Source organism: Actinomadura macra NBRC 14102, assembly GCF_001552215.1.
GTDB classification, from domain to species: Bacteria; Actinomycetota; Actinomycetes; order Streptosporangiales; family Streptosporangiaceae; genus Spirillospora; species Spirillospora macra.
In genome coordinates, this window is record NZ_BCQT01000025.1 from 90,847 (window position 1) to 115,861 (window position 25,015).

Sequence of the window (25,015 nt, forward strand, 5' to 3'; positions counted from 1 at the left end):
ATGTCGCGGGCGCCTCAGAACGTGCAGCGCAACTCGGTGATGCCCTCCAGGAAGCTCGACCGCAGGCGCCGGGGCTCCCCGTCGGCCCGGATGCCCGGCAGGGACCGGAGAAGCTCCCGGTACAGGATGCCGATCTCCATGCGGGCGAGGTGGGCTCCCAGGCAGAAGTGCGGGCCCAGCGAACCGAAGGCCAGATGCGGGTTGGGAGCACGGGTGATGTCGAACCGGTACGGGTCGGCGAACACCTCCTCGTCCCGGTTCGCGGACCAGTAGAACAGGAACATCCGGTCCCCCCTCCGGAACCGGTGGCCGTTCATCTCGCAATCGCGGGTGGCGACCCTGCGCATCCAGTTGATGGGCGTGGCGAATCGCAGGACCTCCTCGACGGCGCCGGCGGAGTACTTCGGGTAGTCCGACAGCAGCAACTCCCGCTGGTCCGGGTGGCGGGTCAGCAGCACCAGAGCGTGGGAGATCGCGTTGCGGGTGGTCTCCATGCCGGCGATGACGAGCAGGATGAAGAAGGACACCAGCTCCTGGCGCGTCAGTTTCTCGCCGTCCACCTCGGCCCGGACCAGCTTGGTGATCAGATCGTCGCGCGGCCGGGCGGCGCGCTCGCGGCCCAGCTCGGTGATGTAGTCCCCGAGGTCCTGTGAGGCCCGCATCACCAGGGCGTTCGAGTCCTCCTCCGGAGAGGCGACCGCGGGGTCGAGCGGGCCGGCGATCTGGTTCGTCCGGACGAAGAGGAAGTCGTGGTCCTCGGTGGGGATGCCCATCATCGCGCCCAGAACGGCGATGGGCATCTCCGCGGCCACCGGCCGGACGAAGTCGCCGGGTCCCCGCGCGACGAGGCCGTCCACGATCTGCCGGGCCACCCGGTCCGCCACGGCCTCGAAGTCGGCGACCGTCTCGCGGCCGAACACGCGGGCCACGATGCGCCGGAGCCGGGCGTGCTCCGGATTGTCCATGTTGATCATTGAGCCGTAGTACTCGTACAGCTCCGCGGGCAGGCCGACGATGCTCGTCGCGCCCGTGGAGGAGAAGTCGCGGGGCCGCCGGCTCACCTCCACGATGTCGGCGTGCTTCACCAGCGCGTAGTAGCCGAAAGCCGAGCTCAGACCGGCCATCCGCTGCTGCACGAGGACCGGATGGGGCTGGGCGCGCAGCCTCTCAAACGTCTCCACGCGATCGCCGTGTGGCCCGGACCAGAAGAGGGGGTCGACGAGATCGGCGGGCTCGTCGGCGATAGGACCGGCCGCCGGGGTGCGTTGGGAAGGGGACACGAATTCCTCGATTCAGGCTCGGTGCTCCGGTGGGCTCCCCAGGCAGAGTCCGGTCCTCGGCCGGACGCCCGGCACCGTCCACGATCGGGAGGAGCCAAGGACTGCACGCATTCTGCAATACGGCACTTAAGCAGCCCTAGTCCCCCGCCAATCACCCGAATCAGGAGTGATCTTGCGGGATGGATCGGGCTCGAAGGAATTAGCGGAGCTTTAGCGCCGCCGTCAACGATGCGAAACGGGCGGAGTCCGGTCCGCCCCGTTCTCGCGCAGAGCGGAGAGGAACGGTCGCGCCGCCAATGGCGAACAACGAAGAGAAACTCCTTGCCTATCTCAAGCGCGTCACGGCGGACCTGCGCGAGGCCCAGCGCCGACTGGCCGACGGCGAGTCGGCCGCGCACGAGCCGATCGCGATCATCGGGATGGCGTGCCGGCTGCCCGGGGGCGTGAACTCCCCCCGGGACCTGTGGGACGTGGTGGCCGAGGGGCGCGACGCGACCATGGAGCTGCCCGGCGACCGGGGCTGGGACCTGGACGCGCTCTACCACCCCGATCCCGAGCACCTCGGCACCACCTACGTCCGCCGCGGCGGCTTCGTCCACGACGCGGGTGACTTCGACGCAGGCTTCTTCGGCATCGGGCCGGGCGAGGCCGTCGGGATGGCGCCCCAGCAGCGGCTTGCCTTGGAGACCGCGTGGGAGGCCATCGAGCATGCCCGCGTCCCGCCCGAGTCGCTGCGGGGCACGCCGACCGGTGCCTTCGTCGGGTGCGACGGCCTCGACTACACCCTGGGGGACGCGAAGATCCCCGAGGGTGCCGCGGGCTTCTTCACGACCGGCAACTCCGCCAGCATCACCTCCGGCCGCATCTCCTACGCGCTCGGCCTGGAAGGGCCGGCGGTCACGCTCGACACCGCCTGCTCGTCGTCGCTGGTGGCGATCCACCTGGCGGCCCAGGCGCTGCGACGGGGCGAGTGCACCCTGGCGCTGGCGGGCGGCGCCTACGTGATGGCGTCCCCGGCCCCGCTGATCGGGTTCAGCGAGCTGGGCGGCCTCTCCCCGGACGGCCGGTCCAAACCGTTCTCGGCGCGGGCCGACGGGATGACCCTGTCCGAGGGTGCCGGGGTGGTCCTGCTGGAGCGGCTCTCGGACGCGCGGCGCAACGGCCGCCGGATCCTGGCGGTCGTCCGGGGCTCGGCCGTCAATCAGGACGGCGCCAGCAACGGGCTGACCGCTCCCAACGGCCCGGCGCAGGAGAGGGTGATCCGCCAGGCCCTGGCGGACGCGCGGCTCCCTGCGTCCGGTGTGGACGCGGTCGAGGCGCACGGTACCGGCACCACCCTCGGCGACCCGATCGAGGCGGGCGCGCTGCTGGCGACGTACGGCGGGGACCGCCCGGACGGGCGCCCGCTGTGGCTCGGGTCGGTGAAGTCCAACATCGGGCACACCCAGATCACCGCGGGCGTCGCCGGTGTGATCAAGATGGTGCTGGCGCTCGGGCACGAGACGCTTCCCGCCACGCTCCACGCCGGCGAGCCGTCCCCCCATGTGGACTGGGACGCCGGGGGTCTGCGGCTGCTCACCGAGGCCGTGCCCTGGCCGGCGGGCGGGCGTCCCCGGCGCGCCGGAGTGTCGTCGTTCGGTTTCTCCGGCACGAACGCCCATCTGATCCTGGAGGAGGCCCCTGTCTCCTCCCCCGCCTCTCAGTCGAGCGGCGCGGCCTCCCCCAAGGGAGCACGGACGGTGCCGTGGGTGGTGTCGGCGCGCAGTGAGCCGGCTCTGCGGGCACAGGCCCGGCAGTTGGGCGAGATCGGGGCGGCCGATCCCGCCGCCGTCGGCTGGTCGCTGGTGACGACCCGATCGGTGTTCGAGCATCGCGCCGTCGCCGTGGGCCCCGACCCGGGTGAGGCGCTCGGCGCGCTGGCGCAGGGCGCGGCCCACCCGGACGTGGTGGCGGGGGTGGCCGGTGAGGTCGGGCCGGGCCCGGTTCTCGTCTTTCCGGGACAAGGCTCCCAGTGGGCCGGGATGGGCGCCGACCTGCTGGACTCCTCACCGCTGTTCGCGGCCCGGATCACCGAATGCGAGCGTGCCCTGGAACCCCACGTCGACTGGTCGCTGACCGAGGTCCTGCGCGGTGACGGGACGCCGCTGCGCCGGGTGGAGGTGGTGCAGCCCGCGTTGTGGGCGGTGATGGTGTCGCTAGCGGCGGTGTGGGCCGGGCACGGCGTGCGGCCCGCGGCCGTCGTCGGACACAGCCAGGGGGAGATCGCCGCCGCCTGCGTCGCCGGGGCCCTGTCCCTTGACCAGGCCGCCAGGATCGTCGCGGTCCGCGCGCGGGCGCTGCGCACGCTGTCGGGCAAGGGCGCGATGGCCTCGCTGGGCATGGGCGCCGACCAGGTCGCCGATCTGGTCCGGGACTCCGAGGGCGTGGTGGTCGCCGCGATCAACGGGCCGTCCTCGACGGTCCTCTCCGGTCCCCCCGACAGGCTCGACGCACTCATGGAACGAGCCCGATCGGAGGGGGCACGGGCGCAGCGCGTCGATGTCGACTACGCCTCCCACGGCCCCCAGATCGACAGGCTCACCGATGAGCTCACCGCCGGCCTGGCGGGCGTCCGCCCGTCCCGGGCGCCGGTCGCCTACTACTCCGCCGTCACGGGCGGCCGCGTCGACACCGCCTCGCTGGACACCCGGTACTGGATCACCAACCTGCGGCAACCCGTCCGGTTCGCGGACGCGATCGACGCGCTCCTCGCCGACGGGTACCGCGTCTTCATCGAGGCGAGCGGCCATCCCGTCCTGTCGGTCGGGATGCAGGAGTGCTTCGAGCGCGCGGACGTCCGGGCGGTCACGGTGCCGACGCTGCGCCGCGACAACGGCGACCGCACCCAGGTCGCGCGTGCGGTCGGGCAGGCGTTCACCGTCGGCGTGGAGGTGGACTGGACGACCTGGTTCCCGTCCGATCCGCCGCCGCCCACGGTGGACCTGCCGACGTACGCGTTCCAGCGGCAGCGGTACTGGGTGGAGCACGCCGCCCCGGGCGGCGCGACAGGCGACGGCAACGACGCGGCCGAGGCGCGGCTGTGGAAGGCGATCGAGGACCACGACCTCGAAGCGCTGACCGCCGCGCTGGGTCCCGCCACCTCTGGAGCCGGGACCGGGGACGAGGACGGTACGGCGGCGGACGTGATCAAACCCGCGATACCCGTGCTGGCGGCCTGGCGGCGCGCCCACCGCGAGCAACGCACGGTGGACTCCTGGCGCTACCAGGTCACGTGGAAGCGCCTGGACGACCTGCGACCGCCACCACCGTCGTCGGCCGCGTCCGGGACCTGGCTGGTGCTCGTACCGGAGTCGCACGCCGACGGGCCCGTCGTCCGGGCGGTCACCGAGGCGTTCGACGGTGTGGTGACCGTCGCCGTCTGCACGTCCATCGATCGCGCATCGCTGGCGGGCCGGCTGGCCGATCCGGCCATCGGCTCCCCGCCGGCCGGCGTCCTCAGCCTGCTGGCGCTCGACGAGACACCGCACGCGGAACATCCCGCCGTCCCGAACGGGCTGGCCGCCACCACCGCGTTGATCCAGGCGATGGGCGAGGCGAGGGTCGGCGGGCCCCTGTGGTGCCTCACCCAGGGCGCCGTGGCCGTCCACGCGGCGGACCCGCTGGTGAGTCCGGTCCAAGCGCAGGTGTGGGGCCTCGGCCGAGTGGCCGCCCTGGAGTACCCGAGGACCTGGGGCGGGCTGATCGACCTGCCCGCGACGCTCGACGACGACATCGGCGCCCGGCTGACCGCGGCACTCGCCCCCGGGCAGCCCGAGGACCAGATCGCGATCCGCACGACGGCCGGGTGGGCGCGCCGCCTCGGCCATGCGCCGGCGCGCGGGCAGAACCCGGCCGACGCGTGGCGGCCCGGCGGGACGACGCTGATCACCGGGGGCACCGGCGGCATCGGCGCGCGCCTCGCCCGCCGGCTCGCTCGCGAGGGCGCCCCGCATCTCGTGCTGACCAGCCGCCGCGGCCCCGCCGCGCCCGGTGCGGACGAGCTGGTGGCAGAGCTCACCGGCCTCGGCAGCACCGTCACCGTCGCGGCCTGCGATGCCGGCGACCGCGACCAGATCCGCCGGGTACTGGAGGCGATCCCGGTGGAACGGCCGCTGACCGCGGTCGTCCACGCCGCCGGCGTCCCCAACTACGTCGGCATCGGCGACCTCACCCCCGCCACCCTCGACGAGGTCCTGCGGCCCAAGTCTCACGCCGCCGTCCACCTGCACGAGCTCACCCGGAACATGGACCTGTCGGCGTTCGTGCTGTTCTCCTCCGGCGCCGCGACATGGGGCAGCGGTCAGCAGGCCGCCTACGCCGCCGCCAACATCCACCTCGACGCGCTGGCCGAGTACCGGCGCGGCCAGGGGCTGCCCGCCACCTGCGTCGCCTGGGGTCCGTGGGGCGACGTCGGGATGGCGGCCGACGACGCGTCCCTGGCGTTCTTCAGCCGTTTCGGCCTGCACGCGCTGGACCCCGAGCTGGCGGTCACGGCCCTCCACCAGGCGGTGGGGCAGGGCGTCACGACGCTGACCGTCGCCAACATCGACTGGGCGCAGTTCACCGCCACCTTCACGACCCAGCGGCCCGCACCGCTGCTGGACGACCTGCCCGAGAACAGCCCGTCCGACGCGGCGCACGGCGGCGGCTCCACGACACCGTTCGTCGAGGAGCTCACCGCCCTGCCGCCCGACCAGCGCATGCGGACGCTGCTCGGGCACGTCCAGTCCCAGGCGGCGGCGGCCATCGGCCAGTCCTCGCCGGACGCGGTGACTCCGGGCAAACCGTTCCAGGAGCTGGGCTTCGACTCGCTGTCGGCCGTCCAGCTCCGTAACCAGCTCAACGCCACGACCGGTCTCCGCCTCCCCACCACGCTGATCTTCGACCATCCCACGCCGCGGGAGCTGGCCGGCCACCTGTACGGGCGGCTCGTCGCCGACGACGCCGTGACCGAGGGCACCGTCATGGCTGAGATCGACCGTTGGGAGGCGGCCTGCGCGGCGGGCGAGATGGACGAGGCGGCCCGGCACCGGATCGGGCTGCGGATGCGCACCCTGCTCACCGGCTGGACCGACGGCGGCGCCGACGGCCCCGCGCGCCATCGGGATCTGGAGACGGCGACGGCGGAGGACATCTTCGACGTCATCTCCACCGAGTTCGGGAAGTCGTGACTCCCGATGGCCATCACCCGTTCCACGCCCCGTCCCCCGTTTCGCCCAAGGAGCCTGTGATAGATGTCGAACGAGGAGAAGCTTCTCGACAACCTCAAGTGGGTCACCGCTGAGCTGCGGGAGGCACGCGAACGGCTGCTCAGAGCCGAGTCGGCCGACAGCGAGCCGATCGCGATCGTCGGCATGGCCTGCCGCTATCCCGGCGGTGTGCGATCCCCGGAGGACCTCTGGCAGCTCGTGTCCGACGGCGCCGACGCGATCTCGGGCTTCCCCACCGACCGTGGCTGGGACCTCCAGGCGCTCTATCACCCGGACCCTGAGAACCCGGGAACGTCCTACGTGCGCGAGGGCGGTTTCGTCTACGACGTGGGCGATTTCGACGCCGGGTTCTTCGGCATCAGCCCCCGCGAGGCCGTGGCCATGGACCCCCAGCAACGGCTGCTGCTGGAAACCGCCTGGGACGCCTTCGAGCGAGCCGGATTCACCCGCGACGCCCTCGCCGGCAGCAACACCGGCGTGTTCGCCGGGATCAGCGGATACGACTACACGACGCTGATCCCGCAGACCAGCAGCGAGGTGGAGGGCTACATCGGGACCGGCAGCCTCGGCAGCGTCGCGTCCGGCCGCGTGGCCTACACGTTCGGGCTGGAGGGCCCGGCAGTGACGGTGGACACCGCCTGCTCGTCGTCGCTGGTGTCGATCCACCTCGCGGTCCAAGCGCTGCGGGACGGCGATTGCACCCTGGCGCTGGCCGGCGGGGCCACCGTCATGGCGACCCCCGGGGCGTTCACGGAGTTCTCCCGCCAGCGCGGGCTGGCCCCCGACGGGCGCTGCAAACCCTTCGCCGACGGCGCCGATGGCACCGGATGGGGCGAGGGCGCGGGACTCGTCCTCCTGGAGCGGCTCTCCGACGCTCAACGCAACGGTCACCACGTCCATGCCGTCATCCGCGGCACCGCCGTCAACCAGGACGGCACCAGCAACGGGCTCACCGCACCCAACGGCCCCTCGCAGGAACGCGTCATCCGCCAGACCCTCACCAGCGCCGGGCTCACCACCGGCGACGTCGACGTCGTCGAGGCACACGGCACCGGCACCACCCTCGGCGACCCCATCGAAGCCCAGGCGCTCCTCGCCACCTACGGGCACAACCGGCCCCCCGACCAGCCCCTCTGGCTCGGATCCGTCAAATCCAACATCGGCCACACCCAGGCGGCGGCGGGCGTCGCCGGCGTCATCAAGATGGCCATGGCCCTGCACCACCGTCTCCTGCCCGCCTCCCTGCACATCGACCGGCCGAGCCACCACGTCGACTGGGCCGGCGACGCCATCAGACTCCTCACCGACCACACCGACTGGCCTGATCGGCACCGGCCCCGGCGTGCCGGCGTCTCCGCCTTCGGAATCTCCGGCACCAACGCTCACCTCATCCTCGAACAAGCACCGGACGAGGCTCCCCCGGAGCGGTCCGCTGACATCCAGGGGCCGACACCGTGGATCGTCTCCGGTCACAGCCCGGAGGCACTGCGCGCCCAGGCCCGAGGGCTGGCCGAGCACGCGTCGGCCGCCTCCGGGCCGTCCGGCGTCGACATCGGCTGGTCGCTGATCAAGACGCGCACCCTCCTGGACCACCGAGCCGTGGTGGCCGGGGAGGACCACGACACGCTGCTGGCGGGCGTGCGGGCCCTGGCGCGGGGTGAGGCGCATCCGGCGGTGACGACCGGTGAGGCCGGCCCGACCGGTCCGGGCCCGGTGCTGGTGTTCCCCGGGCAGGGGTCGCAGTGGACGGGAATGGGCGCGAGCCTGATGGGGTCCTCGCCGGTGTTCGCCGCCCGGATCGCCGAGTGCGAGCGGGCGCTCGCCCCCCACGTCGACTGGTCGCTGACCGAAGTGCTGCGCGGCGCCGAGGGCGCGGCCGATCTGAGCCGGGTGGATGTGGTCCAGCCGGTGCTGTGGGCGGTGATGGTCTCCCTGGCCGCGGTATGGGCCGAGCACGGTGTGCGGCCCGCGGCCGTCGTCGGACACAGCCAGGGGGAGATCGCCGCCGCCTGCATCGCCGGGGCGCTGACCTTGGCGGACGCTGCCGGGGTCGTCGCGGTCCGGGCGCGTGCGCTGCGGCGGCTGTCCGGCCACGGGACGATGGCCTCCCTGGGAGTGTCCCAGGAGGAGGCGGCGGCGCTGATCTCCCGGCTGGGCGACCGCGGGAACGGCGTGGTGGTCGCCGCGGTCAACGGCCCGTCCGCAACGGTCGTCTCCGGTCCGCCCCTCGCCATCGCCGCCCTGGTCGAGAGCGCCCAGGGCCAGGGAGTGCGGGCCCGGTCCATCGACGTCGACTACGCCTCTCACGGCCCCCAGATCGACCAGCTCACCGAGGAGCTCACCACCGGCCTGGCGGGCGTGCAACCGTCCCGAGCCACGGTGCACTACTACTCCGCCGTCACCGGCGCCCGCGTGGACACCACCGGGCTCGACACCCGGTACTGGATCACCAACCTGCGGCAACCCGTCCGGTTCGCGGACGCGATCGGAGCGCTCCTCGCCGACGGGTACCGCGTCTTCATCGAGAGCAGCCCCCACCCCGTCCTGACCGTCGCCGTCCAGGACACCGTCGAACAGGCCGGGATTCCCGCCATCGCGTTGGCGACCCTGCGCCGCGACCACGGCGACCCTTCCCAGATCCTCCGGTCGCTGGGCGAGGCGTTCGTCAACGGCGTCGACATCGACTGGGACGGCTGGTTCCGTACCGACCCGCCCCCCAGGGCGGTGACGCTGTCCACCTACGCCTTCCAGCGTCGCCGCTACTGGCTGGAGCCCCCCACAGCGGCCCCCGCCAGCGGAAACGGGCACTCCCCGGCCGAGGACCGGCTCTGGCAGGCGATCGAGGACCTCGACGTCGACGCGCTCGCCGGTGTGCTCAAGGTCGCGGACGACGCCGAGACCACCGGCGCGCTCCGGCCCGCGCTGCCCGTCCTTTCGGCCTGGCGGCGCGAGCACCGCGAGCAGAGCACCCTGGACTCCTGGCGCTACCACGTCACCTGGAAACACCTGCCCGACGGCCCGGCCCCGGCCCTGGACGCGGGGACGTGGCTCGTGCTCGTTCCGACGGCCCATCCCGAGCACCCCGCGGTACGGACCGTCGTCCAGGTCCTGCGGACCCAGGGCGCCACCATCGACGCGCAGCTCATCGATGCTCCGCGTATCGAGCGGGGCGCGCTCGCCGCCCTGCTCGGCCAGTCCCGCGAGGGCGCGCCACCCGTCGGCGTCGTCAACCTGCTCGGCCTGGACGAAAGCCCACACGCCGGGCATCCTGCACTGCCCGCCGGGCTGGCCGCCACGACCGCCCTGGTCCAGTCCCTCAACGACATCGGCGCCACCGCGCCCGTGTACACCCTCACCCAGGGCGCCGTCTCGACCGGCCCCAGCGATCCGCTGGTCAATCCCGTGCAGGCACAGGTCTGGGGACTCGGCCGGGTGGCCGCTCTGGAGAACCCGCGGACCTGGGCCGGCCTGATCGACCTGCCCGCCACCATCGATCACCGTACTGCCGCGCGCCTACAGGCGCTGCTCGCCCCCGGGCAGGTTGAGGACCAGACCGCCATCCGTGCCACCGCCGTCTGGGCGCGCCGTCTGGAGCACGCGCCCGCGGCGTCCCAGCCGCCTGGCGAATGGCGTCCCGCGGGCACCACCCTCATCACCGGCGGCACCGGCGGAATCGGCGCCCTCCTGGCACGCCGGCTCGCCACCGGGGGCGCCCCCCATCTGCTGCTGGCCAGCCGCCGCGGCCCGGACGCGCCCGGCGCCTCGGAACTGGCCGCCGAACTGACCGACCTCGGCGCGGCCGTCACCGTCGCCGCCTGTGACGTCGGCGACCGGGACGCCGTCCGGCGGCTGCTCGCGGAGGTCCCCGCCGAGCACCCCCTCACCGCCGTCGTCCACGCCGCGGGCGTGCCGAACTACATCGCGGTCAACGACCTCGATCCTCGCGCTCTGGAGGAGGTGCTGCGTCCCAAGGCGCACGCCGCCGCGCACCTGCACGAGCTCACGCGGCATCTCGACCTCGACGCCTTCGTCCTGTTCTCCTCCGGCGCCGCCACGTGGGGCAGCGGACAGCAGGCCGCCTACGCCGCGGCGAACAGCCACCTGGACGCCCTCGCCGAGCACCGCCGCGGCCAGGGGCTCCCCGCGACCTGTGTCGCCTGGGGACCGTGGAGCCAGGCGGGCATGGCCGCCGACCAGGACTCGCTCGCCTTCTTCAGCCGCTTCGGCCTCAACCCGCTCGCCGCCGACCTGGCGCTCAAGACGCTCCTCCAGGCGATCGCGGACGGCACGACCACCCTGACCGTGGCCAACATCGACTGGAGCCGGTTCGCATCCACGTTCACCGCACAGCGCCCAAGCCCCCTCCTGGGAGACCTGCCCGAGAACAAGAAGGCCGACGCCCACCGGCCGGCCGCCCCGGCCACCCCCCTCGCCCAGAAGCTGGCCGAGGTGACGCCCGGCAGGCGGCATCAGATCCTGCTCCACCACATCCAGGTTCAGGCCGCCGGCACGATCGGGCACACGGGGCCCGACTCCGTCCCGCCGAACAAGCCGCTCCAGGAGCTGGGCTTCGACTCCCTCACCGCCGTCCAGCTGCGTAACCACCTCAACACCTCCACCGGCCTGCAACTCCCCACCACCGTCGTCTTCGACCACCCGACGCCGCACGATCTCGCGACCTACATCCAGGCCGAGCTGTCCGGCACCAGGCCGCAGGAGGCGGAGCGGGCCCCGGTGGCGGCCGCGCGGGACGAGCCGATCGCGATCGTCGGGACCGCCTGCCGCTTCCCGAACGGCATCACCTCGGCGGAGGACCTGTGGACGCTCGTCGCGGCGGGCGGTGACGTGATCGGGGCGTTCCCGGACGACCGGGGCTGGGACCTGGACTCCCTGTTCGACCCCGATCCGGACCACCCGGGCACGAGCTATGCCAACGAGGCCGGCTTCCTCGACAACATCAGCGACTTCGACGCGGCCTTCTTCGGTATCAACCCGCGCGAGGCGGTCGCGATGGACCCCCAGCAGCGGCTGCTCCTGGAGACCGCGTGGGAGGCCGTCGAGCACGCCGGGCTGAGCCGCGAGGCCCTCGAAGGCAGCGCCACCGGAGTGTTCACCGGATTGACGATCTTCGACTACCTGGGTGTCGTCAGCCGGCGGGCGGGTGACGTGGAGGGGTACATCGGTACCGGCAACCTCGGCGCCGTCGCCTCCGGCCGGGTGGCCTACACGCTCGGGCTAGAGGGGCCCGCGGTCACGGTGGACACCGCGTGCTCGTCCTCACTGGTGGCCATCCACCTGGCCTGCCAGGCGATCAGGAACGGCGAATGCACCCGCGCCCTGGCGGGCGGAGCGACGGTCATGTCCACGCCCAACTCGTTCATCGAGTTCTCCCGCCAGCGCGCGCTGGCGGCCGACGGACGCTGCAAGCCGTTCGCCGCCGCCGCCGACGGCACGGGGTTCGGCGAGGGAGTCGGGATGATCGTCCTGGAACCCCTGTCCGAGGCGCGGCGCCAGGGCCACCGGGTGCTGGCGGTGATCCGCGGCTCGGCGACGAACCAGGACGGCACCAGCAACGGGCTCGCCGCCCCCCACGGTCCCGCCCAGGAACGCGTCATCCGCCAGGCCCTGGCCAACGCACGCCTCTCCCCCGATGACATCGACGCCGTCGAGGCGCACGGCACCGGCACCACCCTCGGTGACCCCATCGAGGCCGGCGCGCTCATGGCGACCTACGGACGCGACCGCCCCGCCGATCACCCCCTCTGGCTCGGCTCCGTGAAATCCAACATCGGCCACACGCAGGCCGCGGCGGGCGTCGCCGGAGTCATCAAGATGACCATGGCCCTGCGGCACGGCGCGCTCCCCGCCTCCCTGCACATCGACCAGCCCACCCCCCACGTCGACTGGGACGACGGCGCCGTCCGGCTCCTCACCCGCGCGCAGGACTGGCCCCGCCATGACCGCGTGCGCCGCGCCGCGGTGTCCGCCTTCGGCATCTCCGGCACCAACGCACACCTGATCTTGGAGGAACCGCCCCCAGCCGAGGAGGAACCGGCCGACGACCGTCCGGACGAGCCCGCCCTCACCCCCTGGGTGATCTCCGCCCGCTCCCGCCCGGCGCTACAGGCGCAGGCGGCGGCGCTGGCGGAGCGGGTCGTGGCGGGGCCGCCCGGACCGCCCTCCGACGTGGCCTGGTCGCTGATCACCACCCGCTCGACGTTCGAGCACCGCGCCGTCGTCCTGGGAGAGGACCGCGACCGGCTCCTCGACGGCGTGGCGGCGCTGGCGCGGGGCGAGGCACGCTCGGATGTGCTCGAAGGAGCCGAGACCGGCTCGCCGGCGGGCCCGGTGCTGGTGTTCCCCGGCCACGGATCGCAGTGGCCGGGGATGGCGGCGGATCTGCTGGAGTCCTCCCCCGTGTTCGCCGCGCGGATCACCGAGTGCGAGCAGGCGCTGGCGCCGTTCACCGGTTGGTCGCTGACCGAGGTCCTGCGGGGGGCGGCGGACGCCCCCGGCCTGGGCCGCATGGACGTGGTGCAGCCGGTGTTGTGGGCGGTGATGGTGTCCCTGGCGGCGGTCTGGGCCGACCACGGAGTCATCCCCGCCGCCGTCGTCGGGCACAGCCAGGGCGAGATCGCCGCCGCCTGCGTCGCCGGAGCACTCTCCCTGCGCGACGCCGCAAGGATCGTCACCGCGCGAAGCAGCGCGCTGCGGCGGCTCTCCGGGGAGGGCGCGATGGCGTCGCTGGGCGTGGGCGAGGACCGGGCCGCCGAACTGATCGCGCAGCTGGGCGAGGGGGCTGACGGGCTCGTCGTCGCCGCGGTCAACGGGCCCGCCTCCACCGTCGTCTCCGGGTCGCCCGCCCAGGTCGCCGCCATTGTCGCCGCGTGCGAGGGCGCGGGGACGCGGGCGCGGAAGATCGACTCGGACGTCGCGGGACACGGACCGCAGATCGACCGCATCATCCCGGGTCTGGCCGGGGAGCTGGATGGGCTGCGGCCGGCGGACACCGACACGGCGTTCTACTCCACCGTCACCGGCGGACGACACGACACCGCGGATCTGGACACCGGCTACTGGCTGTCCAACGTACGGCGGCCCGTGCGTTTCGGCGCCGCGATCGACGCGCTGCTGGACGACGGGTACCGAGTGTTCATCGAGGTCAGCCCGCATCCGGTGCTGACCATGGGGATGCAGGAGTGCTTCGAGCGCGCCGCGACCGCGGCCACGGCCGTCCCGACGCTGCGCCGCGACCACGGCGACCGGCGGCAGATCGCCAGGGCCCTCGCCCACGCCTTCACCGCGGGCGTCGAGGTGGACTGGACGAGATTCCTCCCCGCCACGGGCACCCCGCGTCCGGTCGACCTCCCCACCTACGCGTTCCAGCGGGAGCGGTTCTGGCTGGACCCGACCGGTCCCGCCACCGGAGACCCCGCGGGGCTGGGTCTCGCGCCGGCCGGGCACCCGTTGCTCGGAGCCTCCGTCGACCTCGCCGACCAGGACACCCGCCTGCTCACCGGTCGCCTGTCGTATCGGGCGCACTCGTGGCTGGCCGAGCACCGCGTCATGGACGCCGTTCTGCTGCCGGGCACCGCGTTCGCCGAGTTGGCCCTGCAGGCGGCCGCCCGGGCCGGGTGCGACCACGTGGCGGAACTCGCCCTGCACACACCGCTGGCGTTCCCGGACGAGGGTGCGGTCGACCTCCAGGTCACGGTGGGGGCCCCCGACCACGACGGCCGTCGCCCCCTCACCGTCCACTCCCGTCCCGCGGGGGACGCGGACACCGACGCCCCCACCTGGACGCGGCACGCCGCCGGGCTCGTCGACCCGGCCCCGCCGGCCACCCGGCCCGCGCCGTTCGGCGGCGCGTGGCCGCCTCCCGGCGCCGCTCCGATCACGGCCGGTGACCCCTACCGCCGGCTCGCCGAGCTCGGCCATGACTACGGGCCCGCGTCCCGCAGCCTGGTCGCCGCGTGGCGGCTCGGCGACGACATCTACGCCGACGTGGCCCTGCCGGAGCAGGAACGCGGCCGGGCCGGCGACTACGGGATCCACCCCGTCCTCCTCGACGCGTCCATGCACGCCCTGATCCTGGACGCCGCGGAAGGCGGGACCGGCGATCCCGACCAGATCCTGCTCCCCTTCTCCTGGAGCGGCATGCGCCTGCACGCGGCCGGCGCGACCGCTCTGCGGGTACGGCTCACCACCACGTCGGGGCGGCTCTCCCTGCTGGCCGTCGACCCCGCAGGCGCGCCCGTGGTCAGCTTGGCCGAGCTGAGCGTCCGCCCCGTCCCGGCCGAGGATCTCGACCGGGCACGCCGAGCGGGCCGCAACACGCTCTTCCGGCTCTCCTGGTCGCCGCTGCGTGCGGCCGAGGGCACCGCCGCCTTCAGACCGGCGATCATCGCCCCCGACGGGGACCCGGTCGCCGCAGGTCTGTCCGCCGCGCTGCCCGGCGCAGCCGTCCATCCCGACCTCGCGGCGCTCGACTCCGCGGCGGACGGCGCGGACGCTCCCGACGTCACGCTCGCCGTGTTCACCGGGCCCGGGGACGGGACCGGCACGTCCGAGGGAACCCATCGGACCGCGGGGGACGCCGTGTCCCTGCTGCAGGAGTGGCTCGCCCATGCCGAGGAGGGAACCTCCCGGCTGGTCGTGGTGACCTGCCGCGCGGTCGCGGTGGACGCCCGCGACGGGATCGGCGACCTGCCCGGCGCCGCACTGTGGGGGCTCGTGCGCAGCGTCCAGATCGAGCATCCCGACCGGATCGTCCTGCTCGACCTCGACGGCCGGGACGCCTCGTTCCGTGCCCTGCCCGCCGCGCTGGCGTCGGGCGAACCCCAGGTCGCCCTGCGCGACGGCGACGCCCGCGTGCCCCGCCTCGTCCACCACGAGGGCGACCGGCTCTCCCCGCCGGTCGGCTCGGCGGACTGGCGGCTGGAGATGGCCGGGGGCGGCGCGGACGACCTCGTCCTCGCCGACCTGCCCGAGCGGACGGACCCGCTGGCGGCCGGGGAGGTGCGCGTGGCGCTGCGCGCCGCCGGGACGGAGTTCCGTGACGCGGCCCGCGCCTTCGGTGAGGCGGGCGTGCCCGGCTCCGTCAGCGGCGCGGGCATCATCGTCGAGACCGGCCCCAATGTGGAGGGACTCGTCCCCGGTGACCAGGTGATGGGCCTGTTCGACGGCGTCGGGCCGTCCGCCGTCGCCGACCACCGCCTGGTCACCGCCGTCCCGCCGGGGTGGTCCTTCGCCCAGGCCGCCGCGGCTCCGGCCGCCTATCTCGCGGCCCATCACGCGCTGGACGGGCTCGCGGGCCCGCGGCCCGGGGAGTCGCTGCTCGTCCACGTGACCGACGGTGGGGTCGGCCCCGCCGCGCTGAGGCTGGCCCGCAGCCGAGGGATCGCCGTCCACGCCGTCGCCGATCCCCGCGACAGGGACCTGCTCCGCGCGTGCGGCCTCGACGACGACCAGATCGGCTTCTCGGACGACCCCGGCCTGGAGGACCGAATCCGAAGCGCCCACGGCAGCGTCGCCGTGGTGCTCGACGCCTCGACCTCCAGCGCCGCGACGCCATCCGGTGCCGTCGAGGCGTCCCGACGCCTGCTCGGACCGGGCGGCCGGTTCGTCGAGGCGCGCGTCCTTTCCCCGCTGTCGGCCGGTAAGGACCACGTCCGGGAGGCGCTCGCGGGCCTGGCCACGCTGTTCGAGGACGGCACACTCGCCCCGCCGGCGGTGGCGTCCTGGGACGTCCGCGCGGCACCGGACGCCTTCGGCGGCTCCGACCGCGAACACCGCCTCGCGACGACCGTGCTCACCGTGCCCGCCGGACCGGACCCGGACGGCACCGTCCTGGTCACCGGCGGCACCGGCGGCCTCGGTGCCCTGGTCGCCCGGCATCTGGTCGCCAGGCACGGCGCCCGGCACCTCCTGCTCGCGGGCCGCCGGGGTCCGGACGCTCCGGGCGCCGCCGAACTGGCCGCCGAGCTGACCGGGCTGGGCGCCCAGATCACCGTCGCCGCGTGCGACGTCGGCGATCGGGACGCGCTGGCCGCCCTCCTGAACTCGGTCCCGGAACGGCACCCGCTCACCGCCGTCGTCCACGTCGCCGGCATCGCCCAGGACGCGACGGTGCGGTCCATGACGCCGGACCAGCTCGACGCCGTCCTGCACGCCAAGGCCGACGCCGCCTGGCACCTGCACGACCTCACCCGGGACATGGACCTCGCGGCGTTCGTGCTGTTCTCCTCCGTCACCAACCTGATCGGGGGCGCCGGGCAGGGCGCCTACACCGCGGCCAACGCGTTCCTCGACGCGCTGGCCCAGCACCGCCACGCGCAGGGCCTGCCCGCGGCGTCCATGGCCTGGGGCTACTGGGACGTGACGACCGGCCTGTCGGAGCAGTTGTCCGAGGCGGATCTGACGCGGCACTCCCGGGCCGGCGTCATCGGGCTGACCGCCGAGCAGGGGCTCGCGCTGTTCGACGTCGGGTTCACCGGCGGTGGTCCGCTGCTCGCGGCGGTTCGGCTGGACCTCGCCATGATGCGCCGCCAGGCGCAGGGCTACTACACCCCGGCGGTCCTTCGCCATCTCGTCCGCGGCGGCGAGGCGCAACCCGCGGGGCCGGCCGGGCCCGCACTCGCGGCGTCCCTGGCGGCCCTGCCCGAGGCCGACCGGGAGCAGGCGCTCCTGGACCTGGTCGGCACGCACGCCGCGGCGGTCCTCGGGCACGACCCGGCGAGTCCCTTCGACGCCGCGGCGCGGTTCAAGGACCTCGGCTTCGACTCGCTGACCGCCATCGAGCTGCGTAACCGGCTCGCCACCGCGACGGGGCTGCGGCTGCCCGCCACCCTCGTCTTCGACCACGCCGGGCCGGCGGAACTGGCCCGGCATCTGCTCGCCGAGCTCGATCCCCAGGCGTGCGACGCGCTCGGCCCGGTCCTCGGCGAGATCGACCGGCTGGAGGGCTCGCTCGTGGCGCTGGCCCGCGACGCGGAGGCGCGGGCGACGCTCGCCGAGCGCCTGCGGGCAGCCCTCCGCCGGTTGGACGAGCCGGGCGCGGCGGACGGGCACAACGGCGCCGCACGACCGGCGGACCAGATGACCAGCAAGATCAAGGAGGCGACGACCGATGAGATCTTCGAGTTCATCGACCGGGAGCTCGGCAGAGGGACCGGCAACGGGGCCGGCAACGGCGGCGGCAACGGCGTTCAAGACGACGTTGACCAGCGAGCGCAGCCGTAAGGACCTGGCGCTTGAGCACTTCCGGCGGTTGAACGCCGGCGATGTCGACGGGCTCCTGGAGCTGTACGCCGACGACGTCGTCTTCGAGGACCCCGTCGGCGGAGACCGGGGGGCCGGGCGCGCGTCGCTGCGCGCGCACTTCGCCGAGTACGTCGCGGCGAACCTCCACGAAGACCCCGGCGAGCCGGTTGCCGGCCAGGACGGCGCGCACGTGGTGGTTCCGGTCAGCGCCGTCATGGACTACCAGCCCAAGGGCCCCGCTTTCGCCGAGCGCGGCTGGCTGGTGCCGCCCGCCGCGCCGGAAGGCCGGCGGCTGGAGCGCCACTCCATGGTGATGCTCCGGATGGACGCCACCGGCCTCATCCGGGAGCTGAAGGCGTTCTGGGGACGATCCGATCTCACAGTGACCAGCTGACCTGGTCCCCAGGTCGGCGACCCGATGCGGAGGTGCGCATGCCCGACGAGGCTGCCCGCAAGCGAATGCCCGTGGAGTACGCCCGGCGGCTCAACGAGGGCGATGTCGACGGTGTGCTCGATCTGTTCACCGACGACGTCGTCTTCGAGGACCCGGTGGGCCAGCCACCGCTGGTGGGGAGGGAGGCGCTGCGGCGGCACATCGAGCTGGCCGTCTCAGCCCGCGTGTACGAGACGCCGGCGCGACCGGTGACGTCCATGGACGACAGGTTCGTGGTGACGCAGACGACGGTGGAACTCCAGGCCCCCACGCCCATGACCTTCAACATCATCGGTGTCGTCGAGGTCGACGAGGACGGACGAGGACGGCACGTCCGGGCTTTCTGGGGCATGACCGACATGGCCATTGGCGTGCCCGGTGGGACCACCGCCGGCACCGGCCTGATCCCGGAAGGGACAGCGAGCTGACCATGAGCAGACCAGCGCATGCGGTCGTGCTGGGCGCCGGGATGGCGGGGGTGCTGGCCGCCCACGTGCTGGCCCGGCACTTCACGGCCGTCACGGTGATCGAGCGCGACGTCCTGCCCGACTCCCCCCGGCACCGCAAGGGGGTACCGCAGGGGCGCCACGCCCACCTGCTGTGGTCGAACGGCGCGCACCTCATCGAGGCTATGTTGCCCGGCACGACCGAGCGGCTGCTCGGCCTGGGCGCCCGCCGTCTCGGCTTCCAGGAAGACCTGGTGACCCTCACGACGCGGGGCTGGCAGCAGCGCTTCCCGGCGACCCAGTTCGCCCTGCTGTGCACTCGTCCGCTGCTGGACTGGGTCGTCCGCGACGAGATCCTCTCCGCAGGCCGCGTGACCGTGCGGCAGCGCGCGGAGGTCACCGGACTCGCGGCGGACGGCGGCCGGGTCACCGGCGCCGTCGTCCGCGACCTGGACGCCGGCGAGGCGGCCGTCCTGGAGGCGGATCTGGTCGTCGACGCGACGGGGCGCGGTTCGCGTCTCGGGCACTGGCTCCGGGAACTGGGCGTCCCCGCGGTCGAGGAGGACGTGGTCGACGCGGGCATCGCGTACGCCACGCGGATCTTCCAGGCGCCGCCCGGCGCGACGGCGGAGTTCCCCGCCGTCAACATCGTCTCCGACGCCGGGGTGAAGCTCCCCGGCCGGTTCGGGGTCGTGTACCCCGTCGAGGGGGGCCGCTGGATCGCGACGCTGTCGTGCACCCGCGGCGCGGACCTGCCCACGCGCGAGGAGGAGTTCCTCCCGTTCGCCGAGACGCTGGCGCACCCTCTCATCGCCGACCTGCTGGCGTCGGTCGAACCGCTGACCCCCGTCTACGGGTCCCGGTCGGGCGCGAACCGGCGCCTGTATCCGGAACGGCTCGAGGAGTGGCCGGACGGGCTGCTCGTCGTCGGTGACTCGCTGACCGCCTTCAACCCGGTCTACGGGCACGGCATGAGCTCCGCCGCGCGGTCGGCCGCCATCCTGGACGACCAGCTCGGCGAGTCCGGATACACCGCGGACGCGGCTCGCCGGATCCAGCGGGCGATCGGGACGGTGGTGGACGACCCGTGGATCCTGGCCGCGTTCAAGGACATCGACTACGTGTACTCCCGCAGCAAGACCACCGACCCCCGGCTCGTCGGCTCCGACACCGAGCAGCGGCTGCGGTTCAGCGACTTCATCACCTCCAAGACGATCCGTGATCCGGAGGTGTGCGCGGTGGTGACGGACGTCATGAGCCTGACCGTCCCGCAGTCGGAGATGGGGTCGGCCCGTTTCCTGTCCTTGTTGCACAAGGGTGCGCTGTATCCGGAGCTGTCCGGTCCGCCGCTGCGCCCCGACGAGATGGCGCTGGTGAACCTGGACTTCAGCCGGATCGGAGGGACCACGTAACCCCGCCCGGAGGCCGCCACCGCGTCCGCCCGTGCGCTCGTGCGCTCGGGCGGACGTCGGTCTTCGAGGAGGGCGGCCCCCGAAGGGCCGGGGTCAGGCCCCCGCCCCCCATTCCTGGTCGATCAGGGTGAACATCTCCTCGGCGGTGGCGACGTCGAGGTCGCCCGTCCCCTGTGCATCCGGGGCCCGCTCGCCCGTTGTCTCCGCGTGCTTCCACAGCAGGATCTGCAACCGGTTCGCCAGATCGGAACGCCGGGCGTCCGCCTCCGGGAGCGTCGCCAGCGCGGACTCCAGGCGGCTGAGATGCTCGAACGCGGGATGCGCGGACGCGGAGGCGTCGGGGAGGATCTCGGTCAGCAGATGGGCGGCCAGGTCCTTCGGTGTCGGGTGGTCGAAGACGAGCGTGGCGGGCAGCCGCAGCCCGGTGGCGGCGCGCAGGCGGTTCCTCAGCTCGACCGCCACGATCGAGTCGAACCCGAGGTCCTTGAACGCGCGGTGCGGCTCCACCTGCTCCGGCTCCGGGTACCGCAGCGCGGAAGCCACGTGGGAGCGCACCAGCGCCAGCATGGCCGCGGGCCGGTCCGCCGCCGCGAGCGCCGCCAGATCGTCCCGCAGTGCCGCGAGGGCCTCGGCGGACCCGCCGCCGTCGGTCCCCCGCGCCGCGCCGATGACGCGGGCGGCCGCGGGCACCTCGTCGAACAGCCTGCCATGGCGCGCGAGGGCGAACAGCGCGGCGAACCGCTCCCACGAGACGTCGGCGATCACGAGGGCCGGGCCGTCATCGTGGTCGATCGCGCGGCCGAGCGCGGCGAAGGCCAGACGGGGCTCCAGGGGGTCGAGGCCGAGCCGCCGGGAACGGTCGGCGTGGGGACGCGCCAGGCCCGCCGGCGCGCCCGTACCGTCCGGAACCTCCCACGGTCCCCACGCCACCGAGACGGCGCGGCGCCCGGCCGCCCGGCACCGGCGGGCGAGCGCGTCCAGGGTCGCGCCCGCGACCGCGTGGACGCCGTGGTCGTTTCCTCCGCAGGCCGCCGCCATCGACGAGAAGAGCACGACCTCGGCCGCCTCCCCCACGAGGGCGCCGAGGTCGGTGCCCGCTGCTTCGGCCAGGTCCGCGGGGAGGAGGTCCACCAGCGGCCGCGGGTCGCCCGGCACCGAGGTATGGACGACCGTACCGATGCGCGGGCCCGGGCCGTCCCCTGCGGCGCGGGTCGCCGCGTCCGGCGTGACCGTCACGTCGGTGCCGCTCTCGGTGAGTTCTGCCGCCAGCTCGGCGGCACCGGGGGCCTGCGCCCCGCGCGGGTCGAGCAGCACCACGTCCCGGGCGCCACGGGCCGCGAGCCACCGCGCGACGTGCGGGGCGGGGCCGTCCATGCCGCCGGTGACGAGGACGGGGGCTCGGGGCTCCCACGCCTGCTCCGGAGAGCCATCGCCGATCGGGGCGGGCAGCAGGCGGCGGCCGAGCACGGCGCCGCGACGCAGCGCCACCTGGTCCTCGCCGTCCAGGCCGGCGAGGACCGCGCGCAGGTGGTCCGGGTCCGCGTCCTCGGGGCGTGCCGGGAGGTCGATCAGACCGCCCCACAAGGCGGGATGCTCCAGCGCGGCCACCCGGCCCAGTCCCCAGACCTGTGCCTGGACCGGGGACTCCGGCGGCTCGGATTCGCTCACCGCGACCGCTCCGCGGGTCGCGCACCACAGCCGCGCCTCGGACCCGGCGTCCGCCAGCGCCTGCACCAGCGCGAGCGTGCCGCTCAGCCCGACGCCCAGGCCGGGGAACCGCTCGTGTGGACGCTCGTCCAGGGCCAGCAGTGACAGGACGCCCACGACCGGTCCCTCTTTGGTGTCTCCGCGCAACAGCGCGGCGAGTCCGGCCCGTTCGAGGTGCGGATCGACCTCAAGGCGCCGGACCTGGCCGCCGCCCGCCTCCAGCACCCGGGTGAGGTGGTCCGCCCAGTCGTCCGTGGTCCCGGCCGCGCGGACCAGGAGCCAGGAGCCGAGCGGATCTGCGGCGGCGGGCGCGTCGACGCGGCGCCATCCGATCCGGTAACGCCACGAGTCCACGGTGGAGCGCTCTCCCCGTTCCCGCCTCCACCCGGACAGAGCGGGCAGCAGTGCGGCCAGAGAGGACCGGTGGCCTTCGTCGGTCAAGCACAGCGTTTCCGACAGCGCTTCCACGTCCTCGTGCTCGATCGCCGCCCAGAACCGGCCGTCGTCCTCGTCCTGCGTTCCTGAGGCCGCCGCCTCGGGCCGCGCGACGTCCGACAGCCAGTAGCGCCGGCGCTGGAAGGCATAGGTGGGCAGGTCCACGACGTTGGCGCCGGGGAACCAGCCCGTCCAGTCGATGTCGACACCGTGGGTGTGCAGCCGGCCCAGCGCCCGCGCGAACGCCTCCGCGTCGCCTTGGCGACGATCGAGCGCAGCGACCGCCACGGGCTCGCGCTCGTCGAGGGCCTGTTCGACGGCCGACGTCAGGACGGGGTCGGGTCCGAGCTCCAGGAACAGCCCGGCCTCATCGGCGATGTGGGCGATGGACGGGCCGAAGAGCACCGGCCGGCGGACGTGCCGTACCCAGTAGTCCGCCGTGGCGATGTCGGCCTCGGCGGGAAGCCCGGTGATGTTGCTGATCAGCGGGATCCGCGGCTGCCGGAATCCCACCTTCTCCAACGCGGCGGCGAAATCGGCCAGCATGGGCTCCACCAGCGCCGAATGGAACGCGTGACTGACCGGCAGTTCCTTCACCTTGCGGCCGCGCCCTGCCCACGACGCCCCGACCTCGGCCACCAGGTCCGAGGGTCCTGACACCACCGTGCTGCCGGGGGTGTTCACCGCGGCGATGCTCACGCCCAACAGCAGTTCCGCCTCCACCTCGGCGGCACTGGCCTGGACGGCCCACATCCCTCCACCGGTGGGCAGTTCCCCCATCAGCCGCGCCCGAGCCGCCACCAGCCGGCACGCGTCCCCCAGATCCAGCACCCCGGCGACATGCGCGGCGGCCACCTCCCCGATGGAATGCCCCACCACCACGTCCGGGCGCACGCCCATCGACTCAAGCAACCGCGCCAACGCGACCTGGACGGCGAACAGGCCCATCTGGGCGAACGTCGTGTGCTCCAACGACTCCGCCGGGCCGGAGAACACCACGTCCTTCAAACCCGGATCCAGCAGCCCGCACACCTCGTCGAAGGCGTGCGCGAAGACCGGGAACCGCTCGTACAACCCCGCACCCATCCCGACCCGCTGGCTGCCCTGGCCGCTGAACAACCACACGCACTTCCCCGACCTGACGGGGCCGGGTTCGGGTTCGGACTCCAGCGCCGCCACAAGCCGTTCCCGGTCATCGCCGACGACCACGGCCCGGTGCTCGAACGACGACCGCGTGGTGACCAGCGACCATCCGACGTCTGCGGGCGACAGATCCGGGGCGGCGGCCAGGTGCCGCGCGAGGGCCCGCACCTGCTCCCGCAACGCCTCCTTGCCGCGGGCCGAGACCACCCATGGCACCACGCCACCGGGATGCTCCACCGGCCCGGCCTCCTCCTCGTCCTCGGGCCCCTGCTCCAGGATCAGATGCGCGTTCGTGCCGGAGATGCCGAAGGAGGACACCGCCGCCCGGCGGGCTCGGCCGGCTTCCGGCCACGGCACCGGCTCGGTCAGCAGGCGCACCCCACCCGCGTCCCAGTCCACGTGCGGGGTCGGCTCTTCGATGTGCAGGGACGCGGGGAGGGTGCCACACCGGATCGCCATCACCATCTTGATCAGGCCCGCGACGCCGGCCGCAGCCTGGGTGTGCCCGATGTTCGACTTGACCGACCCGAGCCACAGCGGGCGGTCCGCGTCGCGCTGCCGCCCGTAGGTCGCCAGCAGCGCACCCGCCTCGATCGGGTCGCCCAGCGTGGTGCCCGTGCCGTGCGCCTCCACCGCGTCCACCTCGGCGGCCGACAGCCGCGCGTTGGCCAGCGCCTGCCCGATCACCCGCTCCTGCGCGACGTCGCTGGGGGCGGTGAGGCCGTTGCTGGCGCCGTCCTGGTTGACGGCGGAGCCGCGGATCACCGCCAGCACCCGGTGCCCGTTGCGCCGCGCGTCCGACAGCCGCTCCAGCAGCACCATGCCGACGCCCTCGGAGAAGCCGGTGCCGTCGGCCGACGCCGCGAACGACTTGCAGCGCCCGTCGGGGGCCAGCCCGCGCTGCCGGGAGAACTCCACGAAGGCCGTCGGCGACGCGAGGACGGTGACGCCGCCGGCCAGCGCGAGGCTGCACTCGCCCTGCCGTAGCGCCTGGGACGCCAGGTGGACCGCGACCAGCGACGCCGAACAGGCGGTGTCCACCGTGACGGCCGGCCCCTCCAGGCCGAGGGTATAGGCCACCCGGCCCGACAGGACGCTGTTGAGCCCGCCCGTGGTCACGTAGCCCTCGATGTCCGGCGGGACGCGCATCCCGGAGAAGTAGTCCTGGGTGGCGATCCCGGCGTACACGCCGGTGGGGGTGCCCTTCAGGGACGCCGGATCGATCCTGGCGCGTTCGATCGCCTCCCAGGCCGTCTCCAGCAGCAGCCGCTGCTGCGGGTCGATGGCCAGGGACTCCCGGGGGCTGGTCGAGAAGAACTCCGCATCGAACCGGTCCGCGTCGTCCAGGAACCCGCCGTGCCGGACGTAGCTGGTGCCGGGGTGGTCGGGGTCGGGATGGTGGAGGCGGTCAAGGTCCCATCCGCGGTCCGTCGGGAAGTCCCCGATCGCGTCCGCGTCCGAGGACACCAGGTCCCACAGCTGCTCCGGGGAGCGAACGCCTCCGGGAAACCGGCAGGCCATGCCCACGACGGCGACCGGTTCCCGGAGGCGTTCCTCCACGTCGCGCAGCCGCTGCCGGGTTTGGCCAAGGTCGAGCGTGACCCGCTTCAGGTATTGGCGGAGCTTGTCCTCGGTGGCCGACATCAGT

6 protein-coding genes and 1 pseudogene are annotated in these 25,015 nt (G+C 73.8%); 5 read left to right on the forward strand and 2 right to left on the reverse strand.

Features of this window, described 5'->3' with window-relative positions:
• Positions 1-14 precede the first annotated feature (14 nt).
• Complete coding sequence (locus AMA02S_RS35030; protein ID WP_245667965.1) at positions 15-1,280, reverse strand: cytochrome P450; 1,266 nt, start codon at positions 1,278-1,280, stop codon at positions 15-17.
• 296 nt (positions 1,281-1,576) lie between these two features.
• Between AMA02S_RS35030 and AMA02S_RS35035 the strand changes: the two are divergent.
• From AMA02S_RS35035 to AMA02S_RS35055, 5 genes and pseudogenes are all read left to right on the forward strand, one after another.
• Positions 1,577-6,490: pseudogene (locus AMA02S_RS35035) on the forward strand (type I polyketide synthase); the annotation flags it as partial.
• 63 nt (positions 6,491-6,553) lie between these two features.
• Complete coding sequence (locus AMA02S_RS35040; protein WP_067467658.1) at positions 6,554-17,770, forward strand: type I polyketide synthase; 11,217 nt, start codon at positions 6,554-6,556, stop codon at positions 17,768-17,770.
• A complete protein-coding gene (locus tag AMA02S_RS35045) occupies positions 17,748-18,185 on the forward strand; it encodes a nuclear transport factor 2 family protein (RefSeq protein ID WP_067467661.1) in 438 nt (145 codons plus the stop codon). Before AMA02S_RS35040 ends, AMA02S_RS35045 begins: the two co-directional genes overlap by 23 nt.
• Before the next feature lie 38 nt (positions 18,186-18,223).
• Positions 18,224-18,652: a nuclear transport factor 2 family protein gene (locus AMA02S_RS35050; protein WP_067467664.1), complete on the forward strand. Its 429-nt coding sequence runs from the start codon at positions 18,224-18,226 to the stop codon at positions 18,650-18,652.
• 2 nt (positions 18,653-18,654) lie between these two features.
• Positions 18,655-20,082: an NAD(P)/FAD-dependent oxidoreductase gene (locus AMA02S_RS35055; protein ID WP_169806953.1), complete on the forward strand. Its 1,428-nt coding sequence runs from the start codon at positions 18,655-18,657 to the stop codon at positions 20,080-20,082.
• A gap of 93 nt (positions 20,083-20,175) precedes the next feature.
• Here AMA02S_RS35055 and AMA02S_RS35060 read toward each other — a convergent pair whose 3' ends face one another.
• On the reverse strand, positions 20,176-25,011 hold the full coding sequence (locus tag AMA02S_RS35060; RefSeq protein WP_067467728.1) for a type I polyketide synthase: 4,836 nt from the start codon (positions 25,009-25,011) through the stop codon (positions 20,176-20,178).
• Between the last annotated feature and the right edge of the window lie 4 nt (positions 25,012-25,015).